The following is a 22928-nucleotide window of genomic DNA, read 5'->3' on the forward strand; positions in this document are numbered from 1 at the left end:
TATTTCGTGTGACATACCACATTTTATTACTTTGTCAAACTCAAAAGTGGTATTTTATATACGGTGCCTAATGCACGACATGGAATTAGGAAATGAAAATGTCAATGCCATATTCAAAAATTGTCTCGTTGTCTGCCTGCTTGCTAACTTTCACGGGAATCTATGGCTGTCAATATGCTCAACAGAAAGTATACCAACAGGCTGCGAATGCTAGTGTTGAGCACAATGTCATTCCCGATAGCGAAATAATATCATCGCCTTCACAATATGAATTTCCTCCTGAACCCGCTCCAGCACCAGTTGAAAATAACTTTCCACCACCGGCTCCGCCAAGTTTACTCCTGCCAACTCCTGACAACGGCAGTAACGAAAATGTTTCATGGATTCGAAAAATCTCACAACAATTTGTATCCAGCGAAGATTCATCATTTTCTGAGGAAATACGCGAGTCAGAAGAACCCGCTCAGAACTACCTGGGTTTAGTTCCCCACCATTCGTCAGTTTCTCAGAAAATGAAACAGATGAACGGAAAGGTGAAAAGTTTCTATAGCATCATAAAGTCAAAAATGAAAACACCTCAGTGGATTCGAAATATTTCTGACAATCAGGAAATCGTTCAAGAATCAGAGATCGTGCATGAGGAACTTTCTTGTATTGAATCCACACCTTTTTTCCAGGAGTTGCCGCTTAAGCCTGAAACAAATCACCTCCAGCCAATACCAGTGATTCCAGAACCTGAAGTGGATAAACAGGATCTCCCTCGATTACCTCCTCCGGGAGAAACAACATACTGGGAAAATTCCTGGAAGGTATCAGCTACTTTTGAGCAGCAGCCAGCCAAGGATTATTCGACCACTGATGATGAAATCGAATGGTGGCCCTATTCTAAGCAGAAAATGCAGCAACAGACTGCAGATCATCGGATCAAGCTGGTAACACCTCAGGCTACTCCTCGTTTTTTGGAGAATCAGGAAACATTGAACTCATCAGGTAAATCAACCGTTCCTGCTGTGTTGACTCAAAAGCAGCCGGTACCGATTCGAAAAATCAGTATGCAAAGATCGAAAGCGATTCAAAAACCCATGGCTTCGGAAACCTTGAATGATTCACCTGTGATCATTACTCCCAGAAGTAGCTACTAAACTAGAAGAAGCTTAGGGAGGGTCGAATCCGCCTGGATGAAAGGGATGGCATCGACAAATACGTAAGATGCCTTTAAAAGCTCCTTTTACGGCTCCATATTTCCTAACTGCCTGAATGAAATATTCACTGCAAGTTGGGTGAAATCGACATTGTCCTCCGATGAAATGGCTTAACGTCATCTGATAAAGTCGAACCAGGCCTATCAGGATCAAACTGGGGGTCTGATACAGCAAGTGGGCAATTTGCAAAGCCATCCGTTTCATCCGCTTTGCTTATGCTCCAGTCGTCGATAAAGTTTTTGCGTGAGTTGTTTCAATGAGTGCTGATACTGCTTTAAATTTGCCTCAACCTCAGGACGTGGGATAACAATCAGGTCCAATCCTTTCGGAAGTTGATGTTGTACCAGTCGAAATGCTTCCCGAATCATTCTTTTCTTTCTCGCACGCATGATTGCATTTCCGTTTTTTTTGGAAACACTGACACCTAGTCTACATCGTTCGAGTTGATTTGTGATGGCAAATATTAATAAATATTTGTCGCCTGCTCTCTGTCTTGCTGAGTAGACATCTGCAAATTCCTGCTGGCTGCGAATCCTGTCTGCTCTTGGAAAATCAAATTGATTCACAGAGAACGATGCCTCCCAGAGTGGCGATATAAACCATTTATAGTTTTGACTCGTCTTCTATCGGGTTCGATTCATCATTTTCATCAGAAGCTGGAGCTAATGAAGATTGCTGTTCAGAATCAGATTGTGTTGGATAAGGTCGTCTGACCATACTGCGTACTGAATGGCCAAATAGAGAGGTAAAGATAAGAATTCCTACACCTGTTCCCAATATTAGCCATACGATGATTAACATGACTCCTAACTCACGAGGCCGCTCATCTTTTTTTTCTTCCGAATCTTGATTTGCATGATCCAGATCTGAATCAGAATCTGTGAGCGTCTTGGAATCAGATGTGACCGACCCCGCTTCTGTATTTTGAGCCTGTAATTGATTGACGGAGAAATTGAATAAGATTAAGTAGATGACCAGCAATCGAATCAGACTGCTTTTAAAGATAAGATGGATTTGCATTGACTTCACCATGCTTTCGACCGTGGATTTTCTTCATCCAATTGCTTTAGTTGCTCATAGAGGCTATGTGCTTGATCACTGAGACTTTTAGGAGCGACTATTTTTATCGAGCAGATTTGATCACCCGTTTTTTTTAATTTCTGGTCAAGAATACCTTTTTCACGCAGGCGTAATTTTGCTCCACTCGATGTTCCTGGTGGAATTGTGACTGTGACTTCACCTTCGGAAAGTGTGGGGACGTCAACTTTGGAGCCTAGAGCTGCTTCACTGAGGGTAATTGGTACTTCCAAAATCAGATTACTACCTTCCCTTTTGAAGTAAGGGTGGTTGCCTACCTTGATAGTAATTAATAAATCTCCTGCCGGTCCTCCATGAATTCCAGGGTTTCCCTGACCACTGAGCCTGACGACCGATCCATTGTCCACACCTGGTGGAATTTTGACTGTCAGCCGCTCAGAAGCCCCCCCTTTTTGAAGACTGATCTCGTGCTCTCCTCCGACAGCAGCCAGATGAAAGGGAATTTCAATATGCAGGCGTTTTGATTCTCCTTTTTGTGGACGTGGTTGTGCGCGCTTTCCGCCTCGAAATGCACCTCCGAACAAGTCGCCCAAATCAATACCACCTCCACCGAACAGGTCATCCAGATCGACTGGACCTGCTCCTCCAGATTGATAATAACCTCCCCCTGGTCCTGCCTGTTGAAATGAGTGGCCAAATTGATCATATTGCTTGCGCTTCGCCTCATCACGCAAGACATCATATGCTTCTTGTACCTCTTTAAATTTCTGATCTGCTGATTTATCATCAGGAGCCATATCAGGGTGATATTTTCTGGATAGTTTCCGATACGCCTTTTTAATTTCATCTGCGCTCGCGCTTCGAGAAATTTCCAGGATATCGTAATAATCGCGTTTGTTCATGGATTCAAAGTTCGTTTTTTGTATTAAGCGTCAAATCATAAAATATGTTTTTAAAATGTCAGGCAAGCTGAAAACAACAAGCGCGTTCTGATGGGCGATAAAACTCAAGCAATAAAAACAAAAATTGTCAGAGTTTAGTTGCTCTTCCATATTTCAAAGTCAGCTTTCCAATTGGAAGCATTCTACGTTTGAAATTAACTGGTTTTCAAGTTAGTGCAATTATAACTCTCTATAATCATGTCTTTTATTTCGAGATTACGAAACAAATGGATTCTTTGCTGGATGTTATCAGCCTAGAATGAGAATACTTCACTTTTTTTATTAGACCAGATTGACTCAACTGATTGGGAAACAGCCTAAATGCTAAAATTCGCGATACGCAATCTTCTGAGCCGCTCAGTTCGTTCATTGTTATGTTTAATGGGATTGACGATTGCTATTGCAGGCATGGTAGGATTGTTTTCTATTGCAGGAGGACTGGAAGAGACTGTTTCCCAGACTTTTGGCAGAATTAAGGGAATTGTGGCCATGCAGCCTGGAGCGCCAATCCCATTATTCTCAAGAATTCCACGGTCATGGGGAGAAGAAATCAACCAGATTTCAGGAATCGCGATTGTAAATCCTGAAATCTGGTCTCGAGTTAATATGATTGAAGATAAACCTGTTATCAGTCCTCCTCGGTTTTTATTTGGGACCGAGCTTTCTTCACGATTGCAATTAAAACATGGAGTTTATCGTGATGCGATTTATGCGGGACGGTTTTTATCTCTGGAAGATCTGGGGACTCTGAATACGGTTGTTAGTCGACAAATTGCTGAACAGCATGACAAACAGGTGGGTGATACGATTAGCGTTAATGGTCAGGAGATGACAATTGTCGGGATTTATGAATGTGGTTCATTGCTGCTCGATGTCGCCATCATCCTGGACATTGATGTGGTTCGTGATATCACGCGATTTGATCCCAGTAGTGTGAGTTGTTTCTATCTCGAACAATCGGGAGCGGTCGACAACGATACGCTTGTGAAACAAATCAAAGGTCATTTTCGAGGTCGTGAATTGGCTTCCTGGCAACCAGCATCCTTAGCACTTGCCAATACTTCACAGTCCAACATTCTTAAAAATTTTGTGGATGCCATTGACCAGAGTTTGAAGGGGATTTCAGACCAAAATTCTTCACCAGGCATTACCAATATCAAAGCAGGAAAAAAAACGAAAAATGATCCTGATAAAACATTGACAGAATCTGATCAAGAAGAAAGCGCGTTAGAAGTGAGGGCTGCTGCAGATTGGGGGGAACGATTGGAAACGTTCACTGCTGATTTGGATATCTTTCTCAGTTTAATGACGGGCATTGGCGTTTTGATTGCCATGCTGAGCATCATCAACACAATGTTAATGAGTGTCATGGAACGAATTGTAGACTTTGGAATTCTGAAAGCAAACGGATGGTCTAATCGGGATGTGATGCTATTGATTACAGCTGAAAGCTCCTTACTTGGTGTCTTGGGTGGTATTCTTGGAGGCATTTTAGGGCTCGTGGCAATTTCGATTGTAAACTGGAATTTTGCAAATCAGATTCATCTTTATGCCAGCCCAGGTTTACTGTTATTTGGAGTTCTATTTAGTACTCTACTGGGAGTTTTAGGTGGATTGTATCCTGCCTGGTGGACCACTCGCATGACTCCCATTGATGCCATCCGTCGTGGTTAAGAATTCTGAGAATGTCAAATCTGAAATCTTTGGAGAAAGTGACAGTTTTATGATTGAAGTACGTGATGTATCGAAAATTCATCAGAGTGGTGAGACTGAAGTACATGCACTGCAGAGGGTCAGCTGTCTTTTTCCCGGTCAGAGATTTTCATTTATATTGGGCCCATCCGGAAGTGGTAAAAGTACCTTGCTTTATTTGTTGGGGGCGCTTGATGTACCTTCTGCAGGCGAGATCTTTGTGCAAAATCGGGCTCTATCTACATTAAACAATAACGAACGTGATACATATCGCCGTGAAAAGGTTGGTTTTGTCTTTCAGAATTTTAATCTGTTAAAAAATCTCAATGCTCTGGAGAACGTTCTGGCTCCCTATTTACCGTTGGGAGTTTCTGTTGAGCAGAAGAAAGAAGCGAAAGAATTACTGGAACAAGTTGGGTTAGGGCACCGCATCACACATCGTCCCAGCCAGTTGTCAGGCGGAGAGCAACAACGAGTGGCGATTGCACGTGCTTTATTAAAGCGGCCCCTACTTATCCTCGCAGACGAACCAACGGGCGAGCTAGATACGAAAACAGGCGAAGAAATTTTCCATTGTTTGCGAGATATGAGTGAGCAATATAAGACCACTGTGGTCATTGTAACGCACGACGAACGTTATATTCGAGAAACTGATCATATTCTCAGACTACGCGATGGGAAAATCGCAACGGCAGATCAACCACTCTGAAATTTATGTTTTAATGAATTCGGGCAGCGGTTGTTTTATAGATATTACTATCAATGCGAATCCAGCTCCGATCCGCGTTTTGTGGCGAATCGGAGCTGAGCTGGAAAAGTGAGGGAAAGCTGTACCACGAAGCAGGCCATGTAGGTTACGTTAGATCGTACACTGTGAGTGGGGATCAAACGGTGTCTATTGTGCCATTATGAGATTTGCGAAATCCTGGTCCTGCCTCGGTTGGAGGAGTAGCATACACGTTCAAACGTACCAGCTCCAGGTCAGCGAGATGTCCTTCAACTGTAATATAGGCGGACGATGGATCGCAGGCATCGATTGCCTCTGCCTCTTCCAGATAATTAAAATGAAATCGGTTAACTGATTCAAATCGGTCGAGAAGTTGCAATAAGTCGAATTGAAAGCTGGCAGCAACATGTTGACCGTCACATTGTCCACCAACAATCTCCGTGCTTCCCAGGAAGAGGCCCACTTCCCAGTATTCTTCGGTGAACTGACAGTCGAAGCCAACTCGTCCGACTTCTTCTAATGGATTGAAAATTTCTGCAACTTCGTCAACAAAGCTATTGAGCCAGGCAGGACGACAGTTTAAGTTCATCTGTTCTGAGGAATAGTGTTCCATTTGTTTCATCAGGTGTTGAATCGGCAAGTGTGAATGGGCCAACTTAGTATCTCCATCTCAATCTTTAAAGTCTCTTAGTGGTTGTAAAGTAATGTAATGGGGCGAGTGAGTTCTACCTTGTTATGTAGAGTTAAGTATCGGGGGATTCCCCTGAAATACCACACACCAATTCTCTGGTTCTCAGTAGATGGATTGCATCTGATGTATGTGAGTGCAAAATTACCGAAGCGGACTGTCGCACCATTCCCACTATATGCCGGGGCCGTAGAGGTCAGTCCGATTTTATTGCCTGTGGGGGAGGCGATTTAAGTTGGGTTATGACAGATCGACAGGTCAAATTGTTGCTGAATTCCTGTTTTGAGGCATTTGGAATTGAAGTTGAGCCAAATATACGAATTCGTGAGAAAAAAACTGAGATCTTCGGTGAAAGTATAATTAAAGGGGTATTAGAACCACTCGTTTGACAGTTCAGGGAGGGCGCTTACAATGAGTTTTTGAAATATACATTTTCAAATCTGGAGCGATTTATCCCAGATTTAATGATTTCAATAATCGAGATTGACTTTAAAGTTTCTACCAAAAAATGAAAGATTCATAGTGGAAGACGCTGTTCGTAAAGCTGCTGTATTAATCGAAGCATTAAGTTGGATTCGAAGATTCCGTGGACGTTATGTTGTAATTAAGCTGGGAGGAAGTGCCCTTGAAGAAGAAGCAGCTGTCAAAAGTTTTTTGACTGATGTAATCTTTATGAGAACAGTGGGGATGCATCCTATTCTTGTTCACGGCGGTGGGAAAGCCATCAGTCAGGCAATGAATTCAGCGGGAATCGAATCGCGATTTGTGCATGGACGGCGTTATACCGATGAAAAAACATTGGAAATCGCCACCAACGTGCTTGCCAACCAGATCAGTGAATCATTGGCTCAAGAGATCAAATCTCAAGGAGCGAAAGCAGAATCACTTCATTTTGGAACGCGTAACTGTCTTCAGGGTGAACAATTAACGCTTCAGGCTGAGGATGGTTCATTGATCGATTTGGGACTTGTTGGTCATGTAACTGACGTAGATGAAAGCCTGTTAGCAGAAGTTTGTGAGTCAGATGCAATACCTGTCATTCCCTCGGTCGCACTCGATAAATCAGGCCAAAAACTGAACGTGAACGCGGATACGGCTGCAGCAGCGTTAGCGCGGATTCTAAAGGCGGAAAAGCTGGTGTTTCTAAGTGATGTGCCAGGAATCTTTCTCGATAAAAATGATCCACAGACATTAGTTTCGCATCTGGAAACTGAACGCTGTCGATCATTAATTGCAGACGGAACGATCGATTCCGGTATGGTCCCTAAAGTAGATGCGGCACTGGAAGCGTTGGCAAGTGGCGTTGGGAAAGTCCATATTGTTGACGCACGACTCCCTCATTCTATCCTGTTGGAAATTTATTCTGATAAGGGAATTGGGACAGAGATCGTGAAATAAGAGATTATTCAGTAGCTTGTTGATGTTCTGGTTCTTCCATCGATTTTGATACCGAATACTGAATCTCTGGATGTCGAATCAAACCTCCCCAGTGAGCGACTGCTCCCCAAAAAATGGAAAGTAGTAGCATACTTATCAAAATGCCCCATCTTTGCCAGCCAGGGACTTTTTCTCCCTGAAATCCCTGTACCAAGGCATTACCGACTACCATCGACAACACTACCATTGCCAGCAGACCGGAACGAGCCAGAATCGCATGAAATTCGACAGTCTCTTTCGAGACACTATAACTGTCTTTCAGAAGGTCATAAGCGGGAGGTCCTGAGAAGTATGCGATGGTGGCCGCTAATAAAAGTGTCAAGAAAAGCCAACTGCTGATTTTGAACAGTCTGTCATCTCGAAGATATTGTGCCAGAATAAAGAGGATTGACAGCCCCCAGCAGCCAATAACGGGTATGTGTACCGTTAATAGATGAACTTGAGCGGCGTTCATTGTCGACCTGTCTTGATTGCTTCACTCGGATCAATTCCCTGATCGACCTGACTGTAGTCCAACTCGCTGCCTCCCATACTATGGGGAATGAGATAACAGACCGTCATCACAATCGCTGCCACGAACACGACAGTTCGTCCCACTGCTGTTGTTTTTTTGTATGGATTTAAGCCAATGACTGAGCAGGCAAAGACCCAGGCCAGAAACATGAAGAGCATTTTATTATCGGTCCAGTCACCGCCTAATGGAAATCCAGTCCAGTATTCCCCAAAGGCATATTTTTGGACAAGAGGTCCTAGAATCATGCCTCCTACAGTCATACCACATAAGGTAACCCAGGCTAGTTGACGCATATTGTACGGAGCAAATAACGCGGCGAGTCCTGATCGCATTCCTAACAAAATCGAAAAAATCATTAACGTGACATGGGGAAACAAAACGCCATCTGGAACAGGATCCTTAAATCGAATGAGAATATATTCATCTGCTTGATCTGGAAAACGACGTTTTTGACCTTCAATCGTCGCATTAATATAGTATTCCAGCTTGCCAGCCGCAGGCTGTTTGGGCAGAGCACCCTCAAGTATGTAATGAGAATCTTTCTCAACGGCCTTCATTGGGACTGAGGTAAATTCATCAGAAGTCCGGTATCGTTTATAGTACAGACTAGCGGAAGGCTTGTCCTCTTTGTTGCCCGGAGCCGGTAGTTCGACGATCGCATCAGCTGTAGATTCATGTGTACGAATGAGTTTCGCTGTGATTCCATCTGCCACTTGGATTTTCACAGGGTATGTGGGGCCCGTTGCCCGCTGATAAATCATCGCGGAAGCAGCTAATAAAAAAGCCAGAAACCAGAGAACACTCCGTTTAAAGAGTCCGGGTTTGATGATGGGAGTTGTTTCGACGGTAACTTCTTTCGAAGGCTCAGTTTCCGACGACGTTGAGTTTGTACTTTCTTCCATGGGATGCCCTTTTTTCTCAATCATCATGAATTCATTATTCGTAGTGTCTTATAAGCGGACCTCGATTGCAATTCTATACAGTTTATCGGTACGATCAAATAGTATAGAAATGTGAGGAATCCTGCCTGTTTATGACTCTCCTGCCAGTTTGGTCCGTGTTTTCCTAGCTCAAAATCTTAATATGAATCAACCAGCTAAAACCTCACTTTATGAATTGCAAGCATTAGCTGTTCGTCGTTCTATTCCGAGATTTCGACCCCGTCTGATTATTTTGTCCTGTTTCATCGTTTCGACAGGTCTGTTTTTTCCTGTGGTTAGTGAAGCACATCCCATATCAGTCAGTCAGGAAAATGTCTACGTTACGAGTGAGAAAGTCGTGGTTTCGATGCAGATCTATGTTGAAGATCTCTATTTTTTTCAGAAACTGGAACCAGACAAAGAGAATATTATTTCGACAGAGAAAATTAAGAAAGCCATTGAAAAACACAAACAATTTCTCTTAGATCGCCTGCATGTGCGAGATATCAACGGAGAAAAGCTGATTGGAAAAGTCGTTTCTGTGGACGATTCCTCAATCAAACCACAAGGTGTCGCGATGAGCGATTTGATGTTATTCACACTTGTTTTTCAGATTGAGTATAAACTCGCTTCTCCCCCCGAATTTCTCACGTTCAGTCAACAGCTTGTCGATTCAAACGCCGGTTTTCCAGCAATGGTGCAATTTAATCTGAAACAGGAAGGTTCGGAAACTCCTTACGCTGTCTCTATGAAACCTCGAGAGCCACAGACCATTCGCTTTAATTGGGATCATCCACCATTGGCTCCAGATGCTTCCGAAGAAGCCTGGCAGAAGTGGCTCAAAGAGCGCCGCGAAGAAACTTTAGGAATTACCAGTTATGGAACAATTTATTCCTTTCTGTATATCGAAGACTTTGAAGTAAGACACGAAATTTTAATTCCCCTGGCAACATTGGAATCGTTCTTTTCAATAGATCGAAAAGAGGCTGATTTTCTGTCTGTCGCAGAGCAGGAAGCGTCGCGGGAATCTATCGAGCAATTTTTCGCTAAGGCAAATCCAATTGAGATTGATGGAATTGCAGTGAAGCCAGTAATCTCTCGGCTTGATTTCTATGGCCTTGATTTCAAAGACTTTGCAAAGCCAGCAGAAAAAAAACGGGTGAGTACAGCCAATGCCCGAGTGGGAATTATTCTGTCATATAGCACCAAAGGGACACCCGATAAAGTTAAAGTAACCTGGGATATGTTTAACCGTAGTGTCTGGAGTGTGGAATCTGTTTGTTTTGCCTTTGATCAGTCTTACCGACCCGTATTTTCGAAATTAGAGCGGAATAGTATCTTTGAATGGGAGAATCCCGGGCACAAGGTTAGTTTGGAAGTGAATCCGGTTGAAGTCAGTTTACAACCCCGTTCTGTTTGGTCTGTTCCTCTTGTCAGTTCAGGATGTTTGCTATTAGGTTTTATTTTGAGCATAAGCCTTTTTGGAAAAAAAGAATCATACAAAAAGAGATTAGCGGCTGTCGTTATCTTATTGGTAGCTGGTCTTTTGTGTTGGCCACTAACACGAGTGACATTTGCGAGTCCGATGGAACCGATTCCCAAAGTGGCAACCGACAAAGCAGAAGCTGTTTTTAAAACACTTCATAAAAACATTTATCGAGCATTTGATTATCATACAGACAGTGATATCTATGATGCATTGGCCAAAAGTGCCGATGGTGCTTTTTTAGAAACACTCTATCGTCAAATTAATCAGAGTTTGAAAATGCAAGAACAAGGCGGTGCGATTTCTCGAGTGACTGATGTGAATTGGGAGACCGTGAATCCCGAGACACTTTTTGATTCACAAGATCAGATCACGCAGGATGAACGTAGCTTCGCAGTTCAGTCTACCTGGACGGTCGAAGGTACTGTTGAGCATTGGGGACACATTCATACTCGCACGAATCAGTATCAGGCAGTTTTTTACCTTGAGCCAATTGAAGGTAACTGGAAGCTGACTGGTATGAACCTACTCGATGAACAGCGTTTGCGATTTCAAACAAGTCTGAGGGAAGTAGATCCGGGAGAGACCGATCAATCTGAGAATAATCAGTCCGAAACGAAGTCAGCAAATTCGAGTTCGTCATGATCGAGATACACCAACTGAAATTCAGTTATCCTCAGTCGAAATTTCGATTACACATTCCTGAGTTGGTCATTCAGGCGGCTGAGAAAGTTGCGGTCATTGGCCCGAGTGGATGTGGGAAAACGACTCTATTGAACTTGATTTCAGGAATTTTGATTCCAGATCAGGGGGCCATAGTCTCCTATGGAATGGATCTGAAAACGTTGAATGATCATCAGCGTCGTGCTTATCGTATTTCTCAAATTGGTTTTGTCTTTCAGGAATTTGAATTAATCGATTACCTGAATGTACGTGAAAATATCCTGCTTCCTTATTTTATCAATAGTGCATTACTGTTGGATGAAGGCGTGCATGAGCGTGCACAGGAGCTCGCAGCTTCCATGCAGGTCGATCAGTATTTTAACTCTCGCATCGATCAAATTTCCCAAGGTGAGCGACAGCGGGTTGCGATTTGCCGCGCGTTATTACCTCAGCCTCAAATATTATTAGCAGATGAACCTACAGGTAATCTTGATCGGGCCAATAAACAGTTGATACGAGACTTACTGCTTGAGCATGCCACGCGTACAAACGCCACTTTGATCATGGTGACGCATGATGACAGTCTCCTGGATCGATTTGAGCGTACTGTTGATACCGAACGTTTTCATGAGATGGTGGAAACGGTATGAATGGTATTTTCAGGTTGACGGTACGTTATTTACTCTATAACAAATTCAAAACGATCACTCTGATTTTGTGTGTGACTCTGTCTCTCTTATTACCGGTTGTATTACAATTTGGCATCACTCAATTTGAACAAGAACTGCATTTCAGGGCACGCTCCACTCCATTGATTGCGGGAGCCAAAGGGAGCCGGTTTGATCTGGTACTGGAGTCAATATATTTCAGTCAGGGAAAACTAGAGTCCATCTCGATGAAAGAAGTGGAATTCATTGAACAAACTGGCTATGCATTGCCAATTCCACTGGCCGTTCGCTTCACGGCTCAAGGATCCCAAATTATAGGGACCACATTAGATTATTTCGAGTTTCGAGATCTATCAGTTGCAGAGGGAACCAGCCTGAAACGTCTGGGAGACTGTGTAATCGGCGCCAATGTAGCAGAAAAACTACAACTAAAACCTGGTGATCGACTTATGTCGGACCCTCTGAATGTGTTTGACCTTTCCGGAAATTATCCATTGAAAATGCTTGTGGTGGGTGTGTTGGAAGAATCAAACTCTCCAGACGATGACGCCGTATTTGTGGATTTAAAGACTGAATGGATTATCGCAGGCATCGGTCATGGCCATCAGAAGATCAATGTGGAGACAGATAAAGACCTTTTGTTAAAACGGGATCCTCAGCGAACAGTTGCCAATGCGGCCGTTCCACAATTCAATGAAGTGACGGAAGAAAATCTGGCATCGTTTCATTTTCATGGTCAAGCAGAGACATTTCCAATTTCATCGATCATTGTGGTTCCGTTTGATGAAAAATCGGAAGTCCTACTACTTGGAATGTATGACGTAGAACAATCGACGCTTCAACTTATCCGCCCAATCGTCATTGTCGATGAATTGTTAGCGATGGTGTTTCGCGTCAAAAAGCTGTTTGACGTGAATACGTTATTGGTTGCAATTTCAACGACTTTATTACTGGCTCTGGTTTTTCTACTTTCTTTGCGCCTTCGAAAACGAGAACGACAAACGATGTTCCAATTGGGGTGCAGTCGAGCGACTATCTGGAAATTACAATTCACAGAAGTCCTCTTCATCGTGGGAGCCAGTTTGGTGTTGGTTCTGATGGTTGCTATTGTGTTTCAAATGTATGCATCGCAAGTGATGCGTTTTTTGTTTTTTTAGTGATTTAGATTATGCAACATATTTATCTATTTGTCGTTTTATTTTTCTTGATGATGTCATGTGCATGTCAGCAAGATACCCAGCGGGAAAACAATAACGCAAGAAATAAGCAGACTCCTGTAGTTGTCGTAGTGAATTATCCTCTCGAATTTATTGTCGAATTTCTTGTCGGTCCTGAAATCAGGGTTATTAATCCTGTTCCGTCTGGCGCCGATCCTGAAACATGGTTACCCAATGATGCCATGATTCAGACAATTCAGGAGTCAGATTTAATTATTACCAATGGTGCTGACTTTGCTGACTGGGTGAAAAAATTATCGCTTCCTCGTTCCAAGGTATTGAGAACGTCACTTTATTTGAAAGACTCACTAATTACTGTTTCTGATTTTGAAGTGCACAGCCATGGCACTAAGGGGGCGCATTCTCATGCGGGAACTGTGGCTTTTTTCTGGCTAGATCCCGCTTTAATGATCAAACAGGCAGAAGCGGTTGCCCAAAAGCTGATGGTGTTGTTTCCTCAAGAGAAAAAGACAGTCACAGTCAACTTGAAGAAACTTAAGGATTCTCTAGAAGTTTTAAAACAAAAACTGGATCAGCTTAAAACTAAATATGCTGGTCTTCAATGGTTTTCTCAACGTCCCGTTTATCAATATCTGGCTCGGCGTACTGATTGGTCAGTGCATCATTTGCATTGGAAGAAACATTTAAGTCCTGACGATAATGATTGGAAAAAACTAAAAACGGTTCAAGAAGAGCATCAGATTCCATTTATGTTGTGGGAACAGAAGCCCGACGAAAAACTGGTCAAGGAATTACAGCAACGAGGTGTGGCCTCGATTGTTTTTGACCCACTGACAGTCAAACCCACCCAAGGAGACTACATCTCTGAAATGCAACGGCAACTAAATCAACTGGAACAGTTTCTAACACAACATTCTATAGCGCTGGATACTTCGAAAAAGTAAAGATGTTGCAAATCCATAGCGAAGAACCAAGTGAAACTTCTTCTATTCGGCAATTCATGAACTTGCTTTTGGTCAGCTAGCCGAAGCAGAACTGCTAGATCGGCTAAGGACCTCATGTCCTGCGAATTGGCTCCGAATAATCCGAAGTATTTTGATCCATCTCCTGAATACATAGGTGTTTCAGTCAAAAACACGATTGGTCCACTATCTCCCTGATTTTTCTTTATTTAGCTAGTACAACTAGTTCATTTATACTGAATTTCTGTTACGAGTTGGTTGAATTTGAGTTGAATTCAGTTGAGACAGTAGGAAGTGCCGATGTAAGGTATATAATAAAAATGGATATAGTTATTTCATGATGGAGCTTTTCTAAACGGAACAATCCGAAAGGTTTTAATGATGCAAACAGCTTTACAGGTTTTGGATCGAGAGTATCTCGAAGCCCGCTGTGCTCTCCTGGAACTTGCCGCGGCTTTGGATCGCATTGACCGTGCCCATGATCACGAGGGAGGGACAGGCGATTTGAATGATTCCCGACTGGAATTATTAAATCAAGCAATTCGTACTTTGAGTGAGGAGAGTCATCTTCCCAATCGGTCAGAGCGCTTATTATTGCTCTTTTCTGATCTGGGCTAAAACTTAAAAATCCTTTCCCGACAGCTTATACTTGATATTTCAGTGAGACGATCATGCAAATTATTCAACCACATTATCATGCCATTGCACGTACAGCACAAGATTACGAACGTATGGCGATGTCTGGCGTTGTCGCCGTTGCCGAGCCTGCGTTCTGGGCTGGTTTTGACCGCTTATATCCAGAAACATTTATTGATTACTTTCATCAGATTAGCGAATTTGAACCAACACGTGCGGCCGAGTATGGGATAAAGCATTATTGTTGGGTTGCTGTGAATCCCAAAGAAGCAGAAAATCCTAAGCTTAGTCACGAAGTGATAAAGCACATGCCAGAGTTCTACAAAAAACCGACTGTGCTGGGTGTCGGAGAAATCGGCTTTCATAAAACGACCAAAAATGAAGAAGAGATCTTCGAAGCTCAGGTCGAGCAGGCCATTAAGTATGATCAACTGATTTTGATTCATACCCCTCACCTGCAAGATAAAGTGCGTGGTACAAAACGCACCCTAGAAGTTTTATCGCACATGAACGTGAACCCGGAACGGGTTTGGATTGATCATGTTGAAGAGCATACAATTCGCGAACCTTTGGAGGCAGGATATTGGGTTGGGTTTACTCTGTACCCCATCACAAAGTGCTCTCCCAAACGAGCCGTTGATATGCTTGAAATGTATGGGCACGAGCGGATTTTAGTCAACTCATCTGCTGACTGGGGACCGAGTGATCCCTTCACTCTGCAGCAATGTGTTGTGCAATTCCGTGCCAGAGGATACTCAGTGCAGGATGCGATTGAAATCTTCCATAATAATCCAGCGCGTTTCCTGGGGCAGAATCCCAAATTTGATATAAAGCCGATTCAACTGGAAGCCATTGAGGAAAATGTACCAGTTTGATTAAAAACTAAACTCACTTCCAAAAAATCGAACAGGAGCAGTAATACAAATTACTGCTCCTGTTTTGCTGTGTTTATTTCTTTTTGGGACGGAATGCAACAAGTCGTTTTTCATTGGTTTTCAAAAATGGGCCTTCAAGCAAGTCGATACAGTACGGTATTGCAGGAAAAACCGCGTCCAGACACTCCTGTATCGCCTTGGGTTGCCCTGGTAGATTGACGATCAATGTTCCTCCACGAATGACGGCTGTTTGCCGGGAAAGAATGGCAGTTGCGACTTTTTCCAGAGAAACCTTACGCATTAATTCACCGAATCCCGGCATTTCTTTCTCTGCCACCGCCAATGTTGCTTCGGGAGTGATATCTCGTTTGGCAGGTCCTGTCCCACCTGTTGTGACGACCAGACAACATTGTTCCTGGTCACAGAGTTCTTTCAGAGTTTCCGTGATCGTAGAAAGCTCATCGGGAATGACTCGTGCTACGGGTTTCCATTCGCTGGTCAGAATTTCCGAAAGATAGCTCTGAATCGAAGGGCCTCCTCGATCTTCATACTCACCTCGACTGGCACGATCGGAAACCGTTACGATTCCTATTTTAGCAACAGCTAAATTTGACACGGACTTTCTTTCTCGATAATAAGGGGATTCAAGAGCAAAATTCGATTACAGGTCGATGTGTTTCCTGCTCTCGATGGTCATGTAGTCTTCAAATCCAGCATCTGTATTGATACGAATACTTCCCAGCAACACTATTTGTTTACAGGAGAATTCCTTAATCGTTGCATCGATAATTTGATCGACTTGATCCTGAATGATTTCATAACTGACCTGGGTGGCTTCCTTGATAGGAGAGTCAGCGGCCAAAATTCGATCTCGGGAAGACGTCAGCATTTTGACGATTTGGGGTAGCTGAAAGTCGTCATTGGAGCTTTCTACCGAATTACCACTTTCTAATATGCTAACAGCACCGACCAATGCACCACAGGCGGTGGTACATCTGGATTGCCCAGGGCGTAGGACTTTTCCAATATCTCCGTCCGCAGTAACTCCGATGTGGGGACCATATAAGATAAATGCGGTTCCTCCATCGGGAATATGATGGGAATATGCGGTCATGCCTGTTCTGCCCGTGAAAGGAAACCCTGCCAGGCCTCCCAGTTGAAAAGGATCGCTCAAGTATTCACTGAAGGTTTTTCTGGTCGAAACCAAGTCATCTGCACAACGGGATTTTGCTAATAACGTTCTTGTTCTGTCGCCACCTAGCTCATCTTCAAGAAACTTAATATTCTCATCCACAGCCTGTGAGCAAGTAAGTGCGTCCGGGTAGTGCTTGTGAACAATTTGATCCCAACTCATATTCATCTTCCTTTCTATACTCGAGTCAGTTAAGGCAGTTTACAAGTAACTTCCTCTGCTTGAGGAATATCATGTTTTTCGATGTGATAGTTGCCAAAGCGAATGGTATAGTTATCGTTAAACCAATCTTCGATATGTGGCAAAAATTCTCGATCGAATTCAGGGGCGGCATAATAGGTTCTGCCAAATTCATGCGCCTGGATTTCTCCATCTTCGACAACGGGTAGGCCATCCTTGAAGACCCAGCGAGGACGTTCAAACATTTCCTGACGATTTTGTTGTGGTGCATAGATGGTAATATCAGCGTGTGCCCCCACGCCGAGGTGTCCCTTGTCTTTCATTCCCAACACGCGAGCTGGAGCCGCACGGGTAATAATAGCGATTTCATATAACGAGTATTCTCGCTGAAGATCTGCAAGGACACTTCGCTTGCGAATTTCTTCAGGCATCTTAGAGAGAAATTCCTGACGAAAATTTTTATCCATCAGCAAATAAATAATTTCTGGATAATGATAAAAGGCGCCACCATTGGGATGATCACTGGTCATAATCACGCGCCAGGGATCTTCCATCAGCAGATACCATTCTAAAGCAATGGCCCATTGCACGGCATGAATCAAACTTCTCTGAGGTCGATACTCAATTGGGATGACTCCGCAACTGCTTTCCAGTTCACAATCTGCAGTATACCATTTATTCTTGTTAATATTATGCAGAAACTGACTGAATGGGGTATCACCAGTCATCGAAAGTGTTGTGCCAGGATTGATGTGTCCAACGTCGACCGTAATGTTTTCATGAGAATGGACATAGTCTACAAGTTTTTGTGTAGCGGACGAAAAACTCGTGGGATCATTAGGGTCGCCATCATACGAATGAAATTGAACATGTGCGAGATGCCCCCGATGCCCTTCCAGAGATTCCATTGTCTTTAAAGTGGTTTCCCAGTTTCCGGGAATTCCCAGATTATTACAGTGAATATGTACAGAGTGCGGTAGCTTCAAGCGGTCTGCGGTTCCAGCCAGCCCACGTACAATTTGTCGTGGCGTCACTCCAAAATTATGTACTTTTGAATCCAGTTCCTTAATCGACTTACGGCTGATCTGCTTCCAGTCTTCAACTCCTCCGGGATTCACAATTTTGATTGTATAACCTTTTGCTGATTCCAGGAGCCAGGCACAATAGGCGTCGAGTGCATTTTGATCCTGGTTTCGCAAATGTTTCATTACGAAATGGTTGTTCCCGAACAATAAGTAAAAACCTTTGTCGAGAATCGGTGTGTCCTGCAGCTCTTCATGAGCGTGCCGTGCGTGGAGGCCGGGAATTGCTGCATCCATGGCCGTCGTATAGCCGATACTCGCGAACAGATATCCTGTGGCAAACGTACTGGGAACAACCCCACCCGTTCCAGAACGCGTATGTTCGCTTCGGTAGATGGGCGGTGCCTTGCGTTTCATTTCGGGCGTCATTTTGCGGCCCGCATTCACTTTGGGACCGGCGATATGGCAGTGCATGTCAATACCACCGGGCATTACTACATAACCGGTGGCGTCCAGAGTTTTTCCCGAATAAGAATTTGCATCTTTTGGTCTCGAAATGATCTTTCCATCTTGGATCCACAGGTCGCGCACTTCCCCATTGACGTCGTTTGCGGGATCATAGATCGTTCCATTTTTGATACAGAAAACAGACACAATAGACCTTTAAAACAATAGAAGTGTGAATGAGTCGCTAAGTGATCAGGACAAGACTTGATTCAGTGGCGACAGCAGTTTGAGCGCCCGCAACCAGGGTCAGCAATGGGGAGTTCCGACTTTTTGCTGGAACTTTCACCTTTAAATAAGAGCCCTCCCGAAATTAATCGTTCGACGGGGGCCGATGCGGAAGTGTCTTCTAAAGCGATCTCAGCTTTTTGGCAAAGCTCTCCCCAAGTTTTGATGGATTCTTGCATTTTGTGACTGACTTCAATCGTTTTGCCGTTGGTTTCGCAAAAATATTCGTAAGTAATCATATCTGGTTTTCCACTAACTACTGAAAGAAACTATCCGGAGGTCTGTTTGGCTTGCTGGAGCGCTCTGCGTTTTTGAGCGTAGTTCTTCACAAGCTCATCGGTGATCACTCCGATTAATATCACGACTCCAATGATAGCAAATTCCAATTGGGAGGGAATCCCTAACATCGTAATGGAATTACGGAGAACTCGCATTAATGCGGCACCAATGATGACGCCTAAAATCGATCCTTCCCCTCCCCGAATACTACAGCCTCCTAAAACGGCTGCTGCAATGGCGTATAATTCATAAAAATTACCGATTCCCTCAGGTTGTACCGAGTTGATATCGAGGGCAAATAAGACCCCACCCACTCCCGCCAGAAAAGAACAGATAACATAAGCCATAATGACCACACGATCCGTTTTAATCCCCGAATAGCGAGCGGCGACTTCGTTATTACCAATTGCTTTCAGATAGCGGCCAAAAATCGTTTTGTTCAAAAAGAACGCAGCAATCAGTGCCAGGCCGAGCATAATCAGAAAAGGCACGGGAAGTTTGAATCCTTCAATGAACGGAAGATCAATCTTCCCGATAGCCAGGTATCGTAATCCGGCATAAGCTGTGCCAAATCCTTGCGTTTCATCTTGTGTGATGCCTCTGGCAATCCCTCTGTAAATGAGAAGCCCACAGAGAGTCACAACAAATGGTTGAAGCTTTAGTTTTGTAATCAGTAAACCATGAAATAAACCAATGGCAATCGAAACGGTACTTACTAACAATAACGCTGATGTGATGGAAAACCCTTTTTCCACGAGAACAAAGGGTAATAAACTTCCTACCAGACAGATAACTGATCCAATAGAAAGATCAATGCCTCCTGAAATGATCACAAAAGCTACACCGATACTGATGATTCCGAATAAAGACGTTAATCGAATCACGTTTTGCATATTGTAAGCAGAGAAAAAATTCTCATTAGAAATTGCAGTGATAATACACACAACAATCAATAAGATTAGAATGCCCAATACTTTCTTCATGATTCAAATTCTTAAGATAAGTTTTGTATTTGATAATAAAACAAGATCAAGTTTTGACGGGTTCCCTGATTTGGCCGGTGGCAAGTTGCATAATCGACTCTTCACTCATTTTTTTGCGAGAGAGTTCTCCCGTTAGTTGTCCTTCATGCATTACCAGCACACGATCAGAAATACCAAGAATCTCTTCCAGGTCACTGCTCACAAACAAGATGGCCATTCCTTTTGACGCCAGCTCGACCATCAGATGATAGATTTCTTCTTTGGCTCCCACATCGACACCGCGGGTTGGTTCATCCAACAGCAACACAGCAGGACTCATTGCCAGCCATTTTCCTAACACGACTTTTTGCTGGTTTCCCCCGGATAAGAACTGAATGATTTGTCGATCATTCGGTGTCTTGATCTTCATCGCGGAAATCATTTCTTCCGTGAGATTACGTTCCTGAGCAAGATTAATGATTCCAAGAGTTTTCTGATCTCGAGAGACACTTGCCAGACTCATATTCTCTCGCACTGCCATTTCCAGAATTAATCCCTGCAGTTTTCGATCTTCGGGAACCAGTGCCATACCGGCTCGAATGGCATCTTTGGGAGAATGGATCTTTACTTCCTGTCCATTGACAAAAATGGCTCCCGCTCGGGGGGCGTCTATTCCAAACAGGACCTGCATTAATTCAGTTCGGCCAGCTCCGACCAGACCCGAAATTCCCACAATCTCATTTTTTTTGAGTGAAAAGTTGATTTTATGGGTGGGATTTACAGGTGTCCGGATATTTTTTACTTCAAGTATGACCTCACCGGTCTGACGAGAACTATGAGGGAAAAACTGTGAGACATTGCGACCCACCATCATTTGTACCATTTGATCATGTGAGATCGAAGCACGGTCCAGATCACCGGCATTTTCACCGTCTCTCAGAACAACCACGCGATCCGCAAGTTCATTCACTTCACCCAATCGGTGTGAAATATAAATAATGCTGACCCCTTGCGACTTCAATTCGCGAATGACAGCAAACAGGGCTTCCGACTCATGAAGCGACAGAGAGGATGTGGGTTCATCCATAATCAGGATGCGTGCATTGATTGAAAGCGCTTTGGCGATTTCGACCATTTGTTGCTGTCCGACTGTGAGAAGCCCTACAAGCGTTTGGGGAGCGAGGTTCAAGCCAACTCGTTTCAGCAACTTTTCTGACTCGATATAAGTTTGTGTTCGATTGATGATTCCCCAGGAGTTTGGTTCGCGACCTAGAAAAATATTGGCTGCGATATCCAGATTTTCTGAAAGGTTTAATTCCTGATGGATGAGTGCGATTCCGAAATCGAGTGCTTCTTCCACAGTCGAAATCGAAACGGTTTTCCCATCTATGATGAGAGAACCAGAGTCAGGCGTTTGCACTCCCGCCAGGATTTTCATCAAGGTACTTTTGCCAGCACCGTTCTCACCAATGACTGCCAGCACTTCACCATGATTTAAAGTCAGGCTAACTTGATTCAGTGCTTTAACACCGGGGAATTGCTTTGCGATGTTACGTACTTCCAACAAAGCTGCCGGTGAGGCGGGACTACTATTACTCATCCGCCTTGGTTTCTTTCTGCTTTTCTGTCGATTCGTTATTTTTCTCAGTATTTTTCTCGGTGCTGGATTCAGTCTTGGTCGTTTCGGGTAGCTTTTCTCCAGTTTGATTTGAATCGCCTAAGATTGATTTTAACTCAGCCCAGAACTCTTTTACATTGTCTTTTCTGATCGTTCGGGCAGGAATGAGAATCGCTTTACTTTCTGGAATGACCGATTGATCACCATTCGCAAGTGCATTCAGAATGCGGACTGATTCATAACCATAACGGTAAGGATTTTGAACAACCGTTCCGACTACCGTTCCATCAACAATCCCCTGTAGACTGATTTCATCTTCGTCGAACGAAACCACTTTAATCTGATTCAGTTTTCCAGCATCTTTAATTGCTTCCAGGCACAGTGGTGGGTTGTAGGCAAACAGTCCGACCATGCACTTCAAGTTAGGATACTTGGCGATAGCATCTTGAGCATTCGCTTTGGCCTGAGGAAAATCAAAGTCATCCAGTCGCGTGTCCAATATTGTATATTTGTCATTTTTGACGACTTTGTCCGGTTCGTCATACCGCGTGTTATCGTAGGAACGATCCATCAATTCATCGATCACTCCCTGTCGACGATGACGTGCGTTTGCTTGACCTAAACGTCCGACGAAAAGCATAACCTCACCTCCTTCGGGCAACGCTTCCTTAACCAGTTCTCCACACATGCGTCCGGCCTTGTAATTATCCATTCCAACATAACATAGACGTGGGCTGTTGGGAGCATCCGAATCCTGAGTGATCAGAATTGAGTTATCAGCAACTTCCTGTAAAAGTTCACTTTGGTTGTCAGGATCAATGGGACTGATGGCAATTCCGTCGATGCCTTGAGCCAGGAGTTCCTGTACCATTCTTTTCTGGTCTGCTACTCCTTGGGGGGGCATCCTTACTTCCACATTGACATCAAGGTCTTCTCCCGCTTTTTCTGCTCCCTTTTGAGCAATCACCCAAAACGAAGCAATCCCGTTTGTCACGAAAGAAACAGTCTTCTTTCCATCTTCCTTTCCCTGATTGCAGCCGACTATAGCAATCGAAATACTTAATATTGTTGTGAAAAAGATGCAATTCCGAATCAATTCGCGACAGCTCATCAAGCGAGGCTCCTTGTTTGTGTGTTGTGCGGAAGATTAGTTTATGTATTAGAAAAAAAAAGGATTTCTTCACTTATATGATGCAATGATTTCGTAGAAATATCGACCTTAGTTGCTGAAAATCAAAAAAATAAAAATGAATACCGTCCAGTTTTCAATGGGTCATGCACCTGTTATCATGGAAAACAGATAATTTCTGTGAGCT

General features: G+C 43.6%; 24 protein-coding genes. 10 read left to right on the forward strand and 14 right to left on the reverse strand.

What is annotated here, in order from left to right:
* Positions 1-98: 98 nt before the first annotated feature.
* A complete protein-coding gene (locus tag V144x_RS10675; protein ID WP_144985152.1) occupies positions 99-1142 on the forward strand; it encodes a hypothetical protein in 1044 nt (347 codons plus the stop codon).
* A gap of 12 nt (positions 1143-1154) precedes the next feature.
* Here the strand turns inward: V144x_RS10675 and yidD are convergent, their stop codons facing one another.
* Genes yidD through V144x_RS10695 form a run of 4 tightly spaced genes read right to left on the reverse strand, consistent with a single transcriptional unit; the run spans position 1155 to position 3142 of the window.
* Complete coding sequence (gene yidD / locus V144x_RS10680) at positions 1155-1406, reverse strand: membrane protein insertion efficiency factor YidD (RefSeq protein ID WP_144985153.1); 252 nt, start codon at positions 1404-1406, stop codon at positions 1155-1157.
* A complete protein-coding gene (rnpA, locus tag V144x_RS10685) occupies positions 1403-1768 on the reverse strand; it encodes a ribonuclease P protein component (RefSeq protein WP_232102784.1) in 366 nt (121 codons plus the stop codon). Before rnpA ends, yidD begins: the two co-directional genes overlap by 4 nt.
* A 37-nt stretch (positions 1769-1805) precedes the next feature.
* Positions 1806-2222, reverse strand: coding sequence for a hypothetical protein (locus V144x_RS10690; protein WP_144985155.1), 417 nt, complete (start codon positions 2220-2222; stop codon positions 1806-1808).
* A gap of 5 nt (positions 2223-2227) precedes the next feature.
* Positions 2228-3142, reverse strand: coding sequence for a DnaJ C-terminal domain-containing protein (locus V144x_RS10695; RefSeq protein ID WP_144985156.1), 915 nt, complete (start codon positions 3140-3142; stop codon positions 2228-2230).
* Positions 3143-3502: 360 nt separating this feature from the next.
* On the opposite strand from V144x_RS10695, the gene V144x_RS10700 reads away from it, so the two are divergent.
* Positions 3503-4855 (forward strand): ABC transporter permease, encoded by a 1353-nt coding sequence (locus tag V144x_RS10700; RefSeq protein WP_144985157.1) that lies wholly within the window; start codon positions 3503-3505, stop codon positions 4853-4855.
* A 49-nt stretch (positions 4856-4904) separates the two neighbouring features.
* Positions 4905-5582: an ABC transporter ATP-binding protein gene (locus V144x_RS10705; RefSeq protein WP_144990834.1), complete on the forward strand. Its 678-nt coding sequence runs from the start codon at positions 4905-4907 to the stop codon at positions 5580-5582.
* A gap of 175 nt (positions 5583-5757) precedes the next feature.
* Here the strand turns inward: V144x_RS10705 and V144x_RS10710 are convergent, their stop codons facing one another.
* Positions 5758-6255 (reverse strand): hypothetical protein, encoded by a 498-nt coding sequence (locus V144x_RS10710; RefSeq protein ID WP_144985158.1) that lies wholly within the window; start codon positions 6253-6255, stop codon positions 5758-5760.
* Between the two features lie 555 nt (positions 6256-6810).
* Between V144x_RS10710 and argB the strand changes: the two genes are divergently transcribed.
* A complete protein-coding gene (gene argB, locus V144x_RS10715) occupies positions 6811-7686 on the forward strand; it encodes an acetylglutamate kinase (protein WP_144985159.1) in 876 nt (291 codons plus the stop codon).
* Between the two features lie 4 nt (positions 7687-7690).
* Here argB and V144x_RS10720 read toward each other — a convergent pair whose 3' ends face one another.
* Complete coding sequence (locus V144x_RS10720) at positions 7691-8179, reverse strand: hypothetical protein (protein WP_144985160.1); 489 nt, start codon at positions 8177-8179, stop codon at positions 7691-7693.
* Positions 8176-9168, reverse strand: a complete 993-nt coding sequence (locus V144x_RS10725) for a hypothetical protein (RefSeq protein ID WP_144985161.1) — start codon at positions 9166-9168, stop codon at positions 8176-8178. Before V144x_RS10725 ends, V144x_RS10720 begins: the two co-directional genes overlap by 4 nt.
* 154 nt (positions 9169-9322) lie before the next feature.
* Here V144x_RS10725 and V144x_RS10730 point away from each other — a divergent pair, with 154 nt between their 5' ends.
* From V144x_RS10730 to V144x_RS10755, 6 genes are all read left to right on the forward strand, one after another.
* Positions 9323-11290: a hypothetical protein gene (locus V144x_RS10730; protein WP_144985162.1), complete on the forward strand. Its 1968-nt coding sequence runs from the start codon at positions 9323-9325 to the stop codon at positions 11288-11290.
* Positions 11287-11958, forward strand: a complete 672-nt coding sequence (locus V144x_RS10735; protein ID WP_144985163.1) for an ABC transporter ATP-binding protein — start codon at positions 11287-11289, stop codon at positions 11956-11958. The genes V144x_RS10730 and V144x_RS10735 overlap by 4 nt, the downstream gene beginning before the upstream one ends.
* Positions 11955-13133, forward strand: a complete 1179-nt coding sequence (locus tag V144x_RS10740) for an ABC transporter permease (protein ID WP_144985164.1) — start codon at positions 11955-11957, stop codon at positions 13131-13133. Before V144x_RS10735 ends, V144x_RS10740 begins: the two co-directional genes overlap by 4 nt.
* Before the next feature lie 11 nt (positions 13134-13144).
* Positions 13145-14098, forward strand: a complete 954-nt coding sequence (locus V144x_RS10745) for a metal ABC transporter substrate-binding protein (protein WP_144985165.1) — start codon at positions 13145-13147, stop codon at positions 14096-14098.
* Between the two features lie 396 nt (positions 14099-14494).
* Complete coding sequence (locus V144x_RS10750; protein ID WP_144985166.1) at positions 14495-14734, forward strand: hypothetical protein; 240 nt, start codon at positions 14495-14497, stop codon at positions 14732-14734.
* Between the two features lie 53 nt (positions 14735-14787).
* The gene (locus tag V144x_RS10755) at positions 14788-15627 is read left to right on the forward strand and encodes a TatD family hydrolase (protein WP_144985167.1); all 840 of its coding nucleotides are present in this window, start codon (positions 14788-14790) and stop codon (positions 15625-15627) included.
* Positions 15628-15700: 73 nt separating this feature from the next.
* Here the strand turns inward: V144x_RS10755 and mog are convergent, their stop codons facing one another.
* The 7 genes from mog to V144x_RS10790 form a co-directional block, all read right to left on the reverse strand.
* Complete coding sequence (mog, locus tag V144x_RS10760) at positions 15701-16243, reverse strand: molybdopterin adenylyltransferase (protein WP_144985168.1); 543 nt, start codon at positions 16241-16243, stop codon at positions 15701-15703.
* A 45-nt stretch (positions 16244-16288) separates the two neighbouring features.
* Entirely contained in the window at positions 16289-16981 is a 693-nt protein-coding gene (locus V144x_RS10765) for a hypothetical protein (protein ID WP_144985169.1), read from the reverse strand.
* Between the two features lie 29 nt (positions 16982-17010).
* Positions 17011-18675 carry a formylmethanofuran dehydrogenase subunit A gene (locus V144x_RS10770; protein ID WP_144985170.1) on the reverse strand — a complete coding sequence of 555 codons (1665 nt, stop codon included), beginning with the start codon at positions 18673-18675 and terminating at the stop codon, positions 17011-17013.
* Between the two features lie 62 nt (positions 18676-18737).
* Complete coding sequence (locus tag V144x_RS10775) at positions 18738-18992, reverse strand: zinc ribbon domain-containing protein (RefSeq protein ID WP_144985171.1); 255 nt, start codon at positions 18990-18992, stop codon at positions 18738-18740.
* Between the two features lie 30 nt (positions 18993-19022).
* Positions 19023-20015 (reverse strand): ABC transporter permease, encoded by a 993-nt coding sequence (locus V144x_RS10780; protein WP_197992944.1) that lies wholly within the window; start codon positions 20013-20015, stop codon positions 19023-19025.
* Between the two features lie 46 nt (positions 20016-20061).
* Entirely contained in the window at positions 20062-21594 is a 1533-nt protein-coding gene (locus tag V144x_RS10785) for a sugar ABC transporter ATP-binding protein (RefSeq protein WP_144985173.1), read from the reverse strand.
* Positions 21587-22723 (reverse strand): sugar-binding protein, encoded by a 1137-nt coding sequence (locus tag V144x_RS10790; RefSeq protein ID WP_232102785.1) that lies wholly within the window; start codon positions 22721-22723, stop codon positions 21587-21589. Before V144x_RS10790 ends, V144x_RS10785 begins: the two co-directional genes overlap by 8 nt.
* Positions 22724-22928 lie beyond the last annotated feature (205 nt).

The organism is Gimesia aquarii (assembly GCF_007748195.1).
Classification (GTDB): Bacteria; Planctomycetota; Planctomycetia; order Planctomycetales; family Planctomycetaceae; genus Gimesia; species Gimesia aquarii.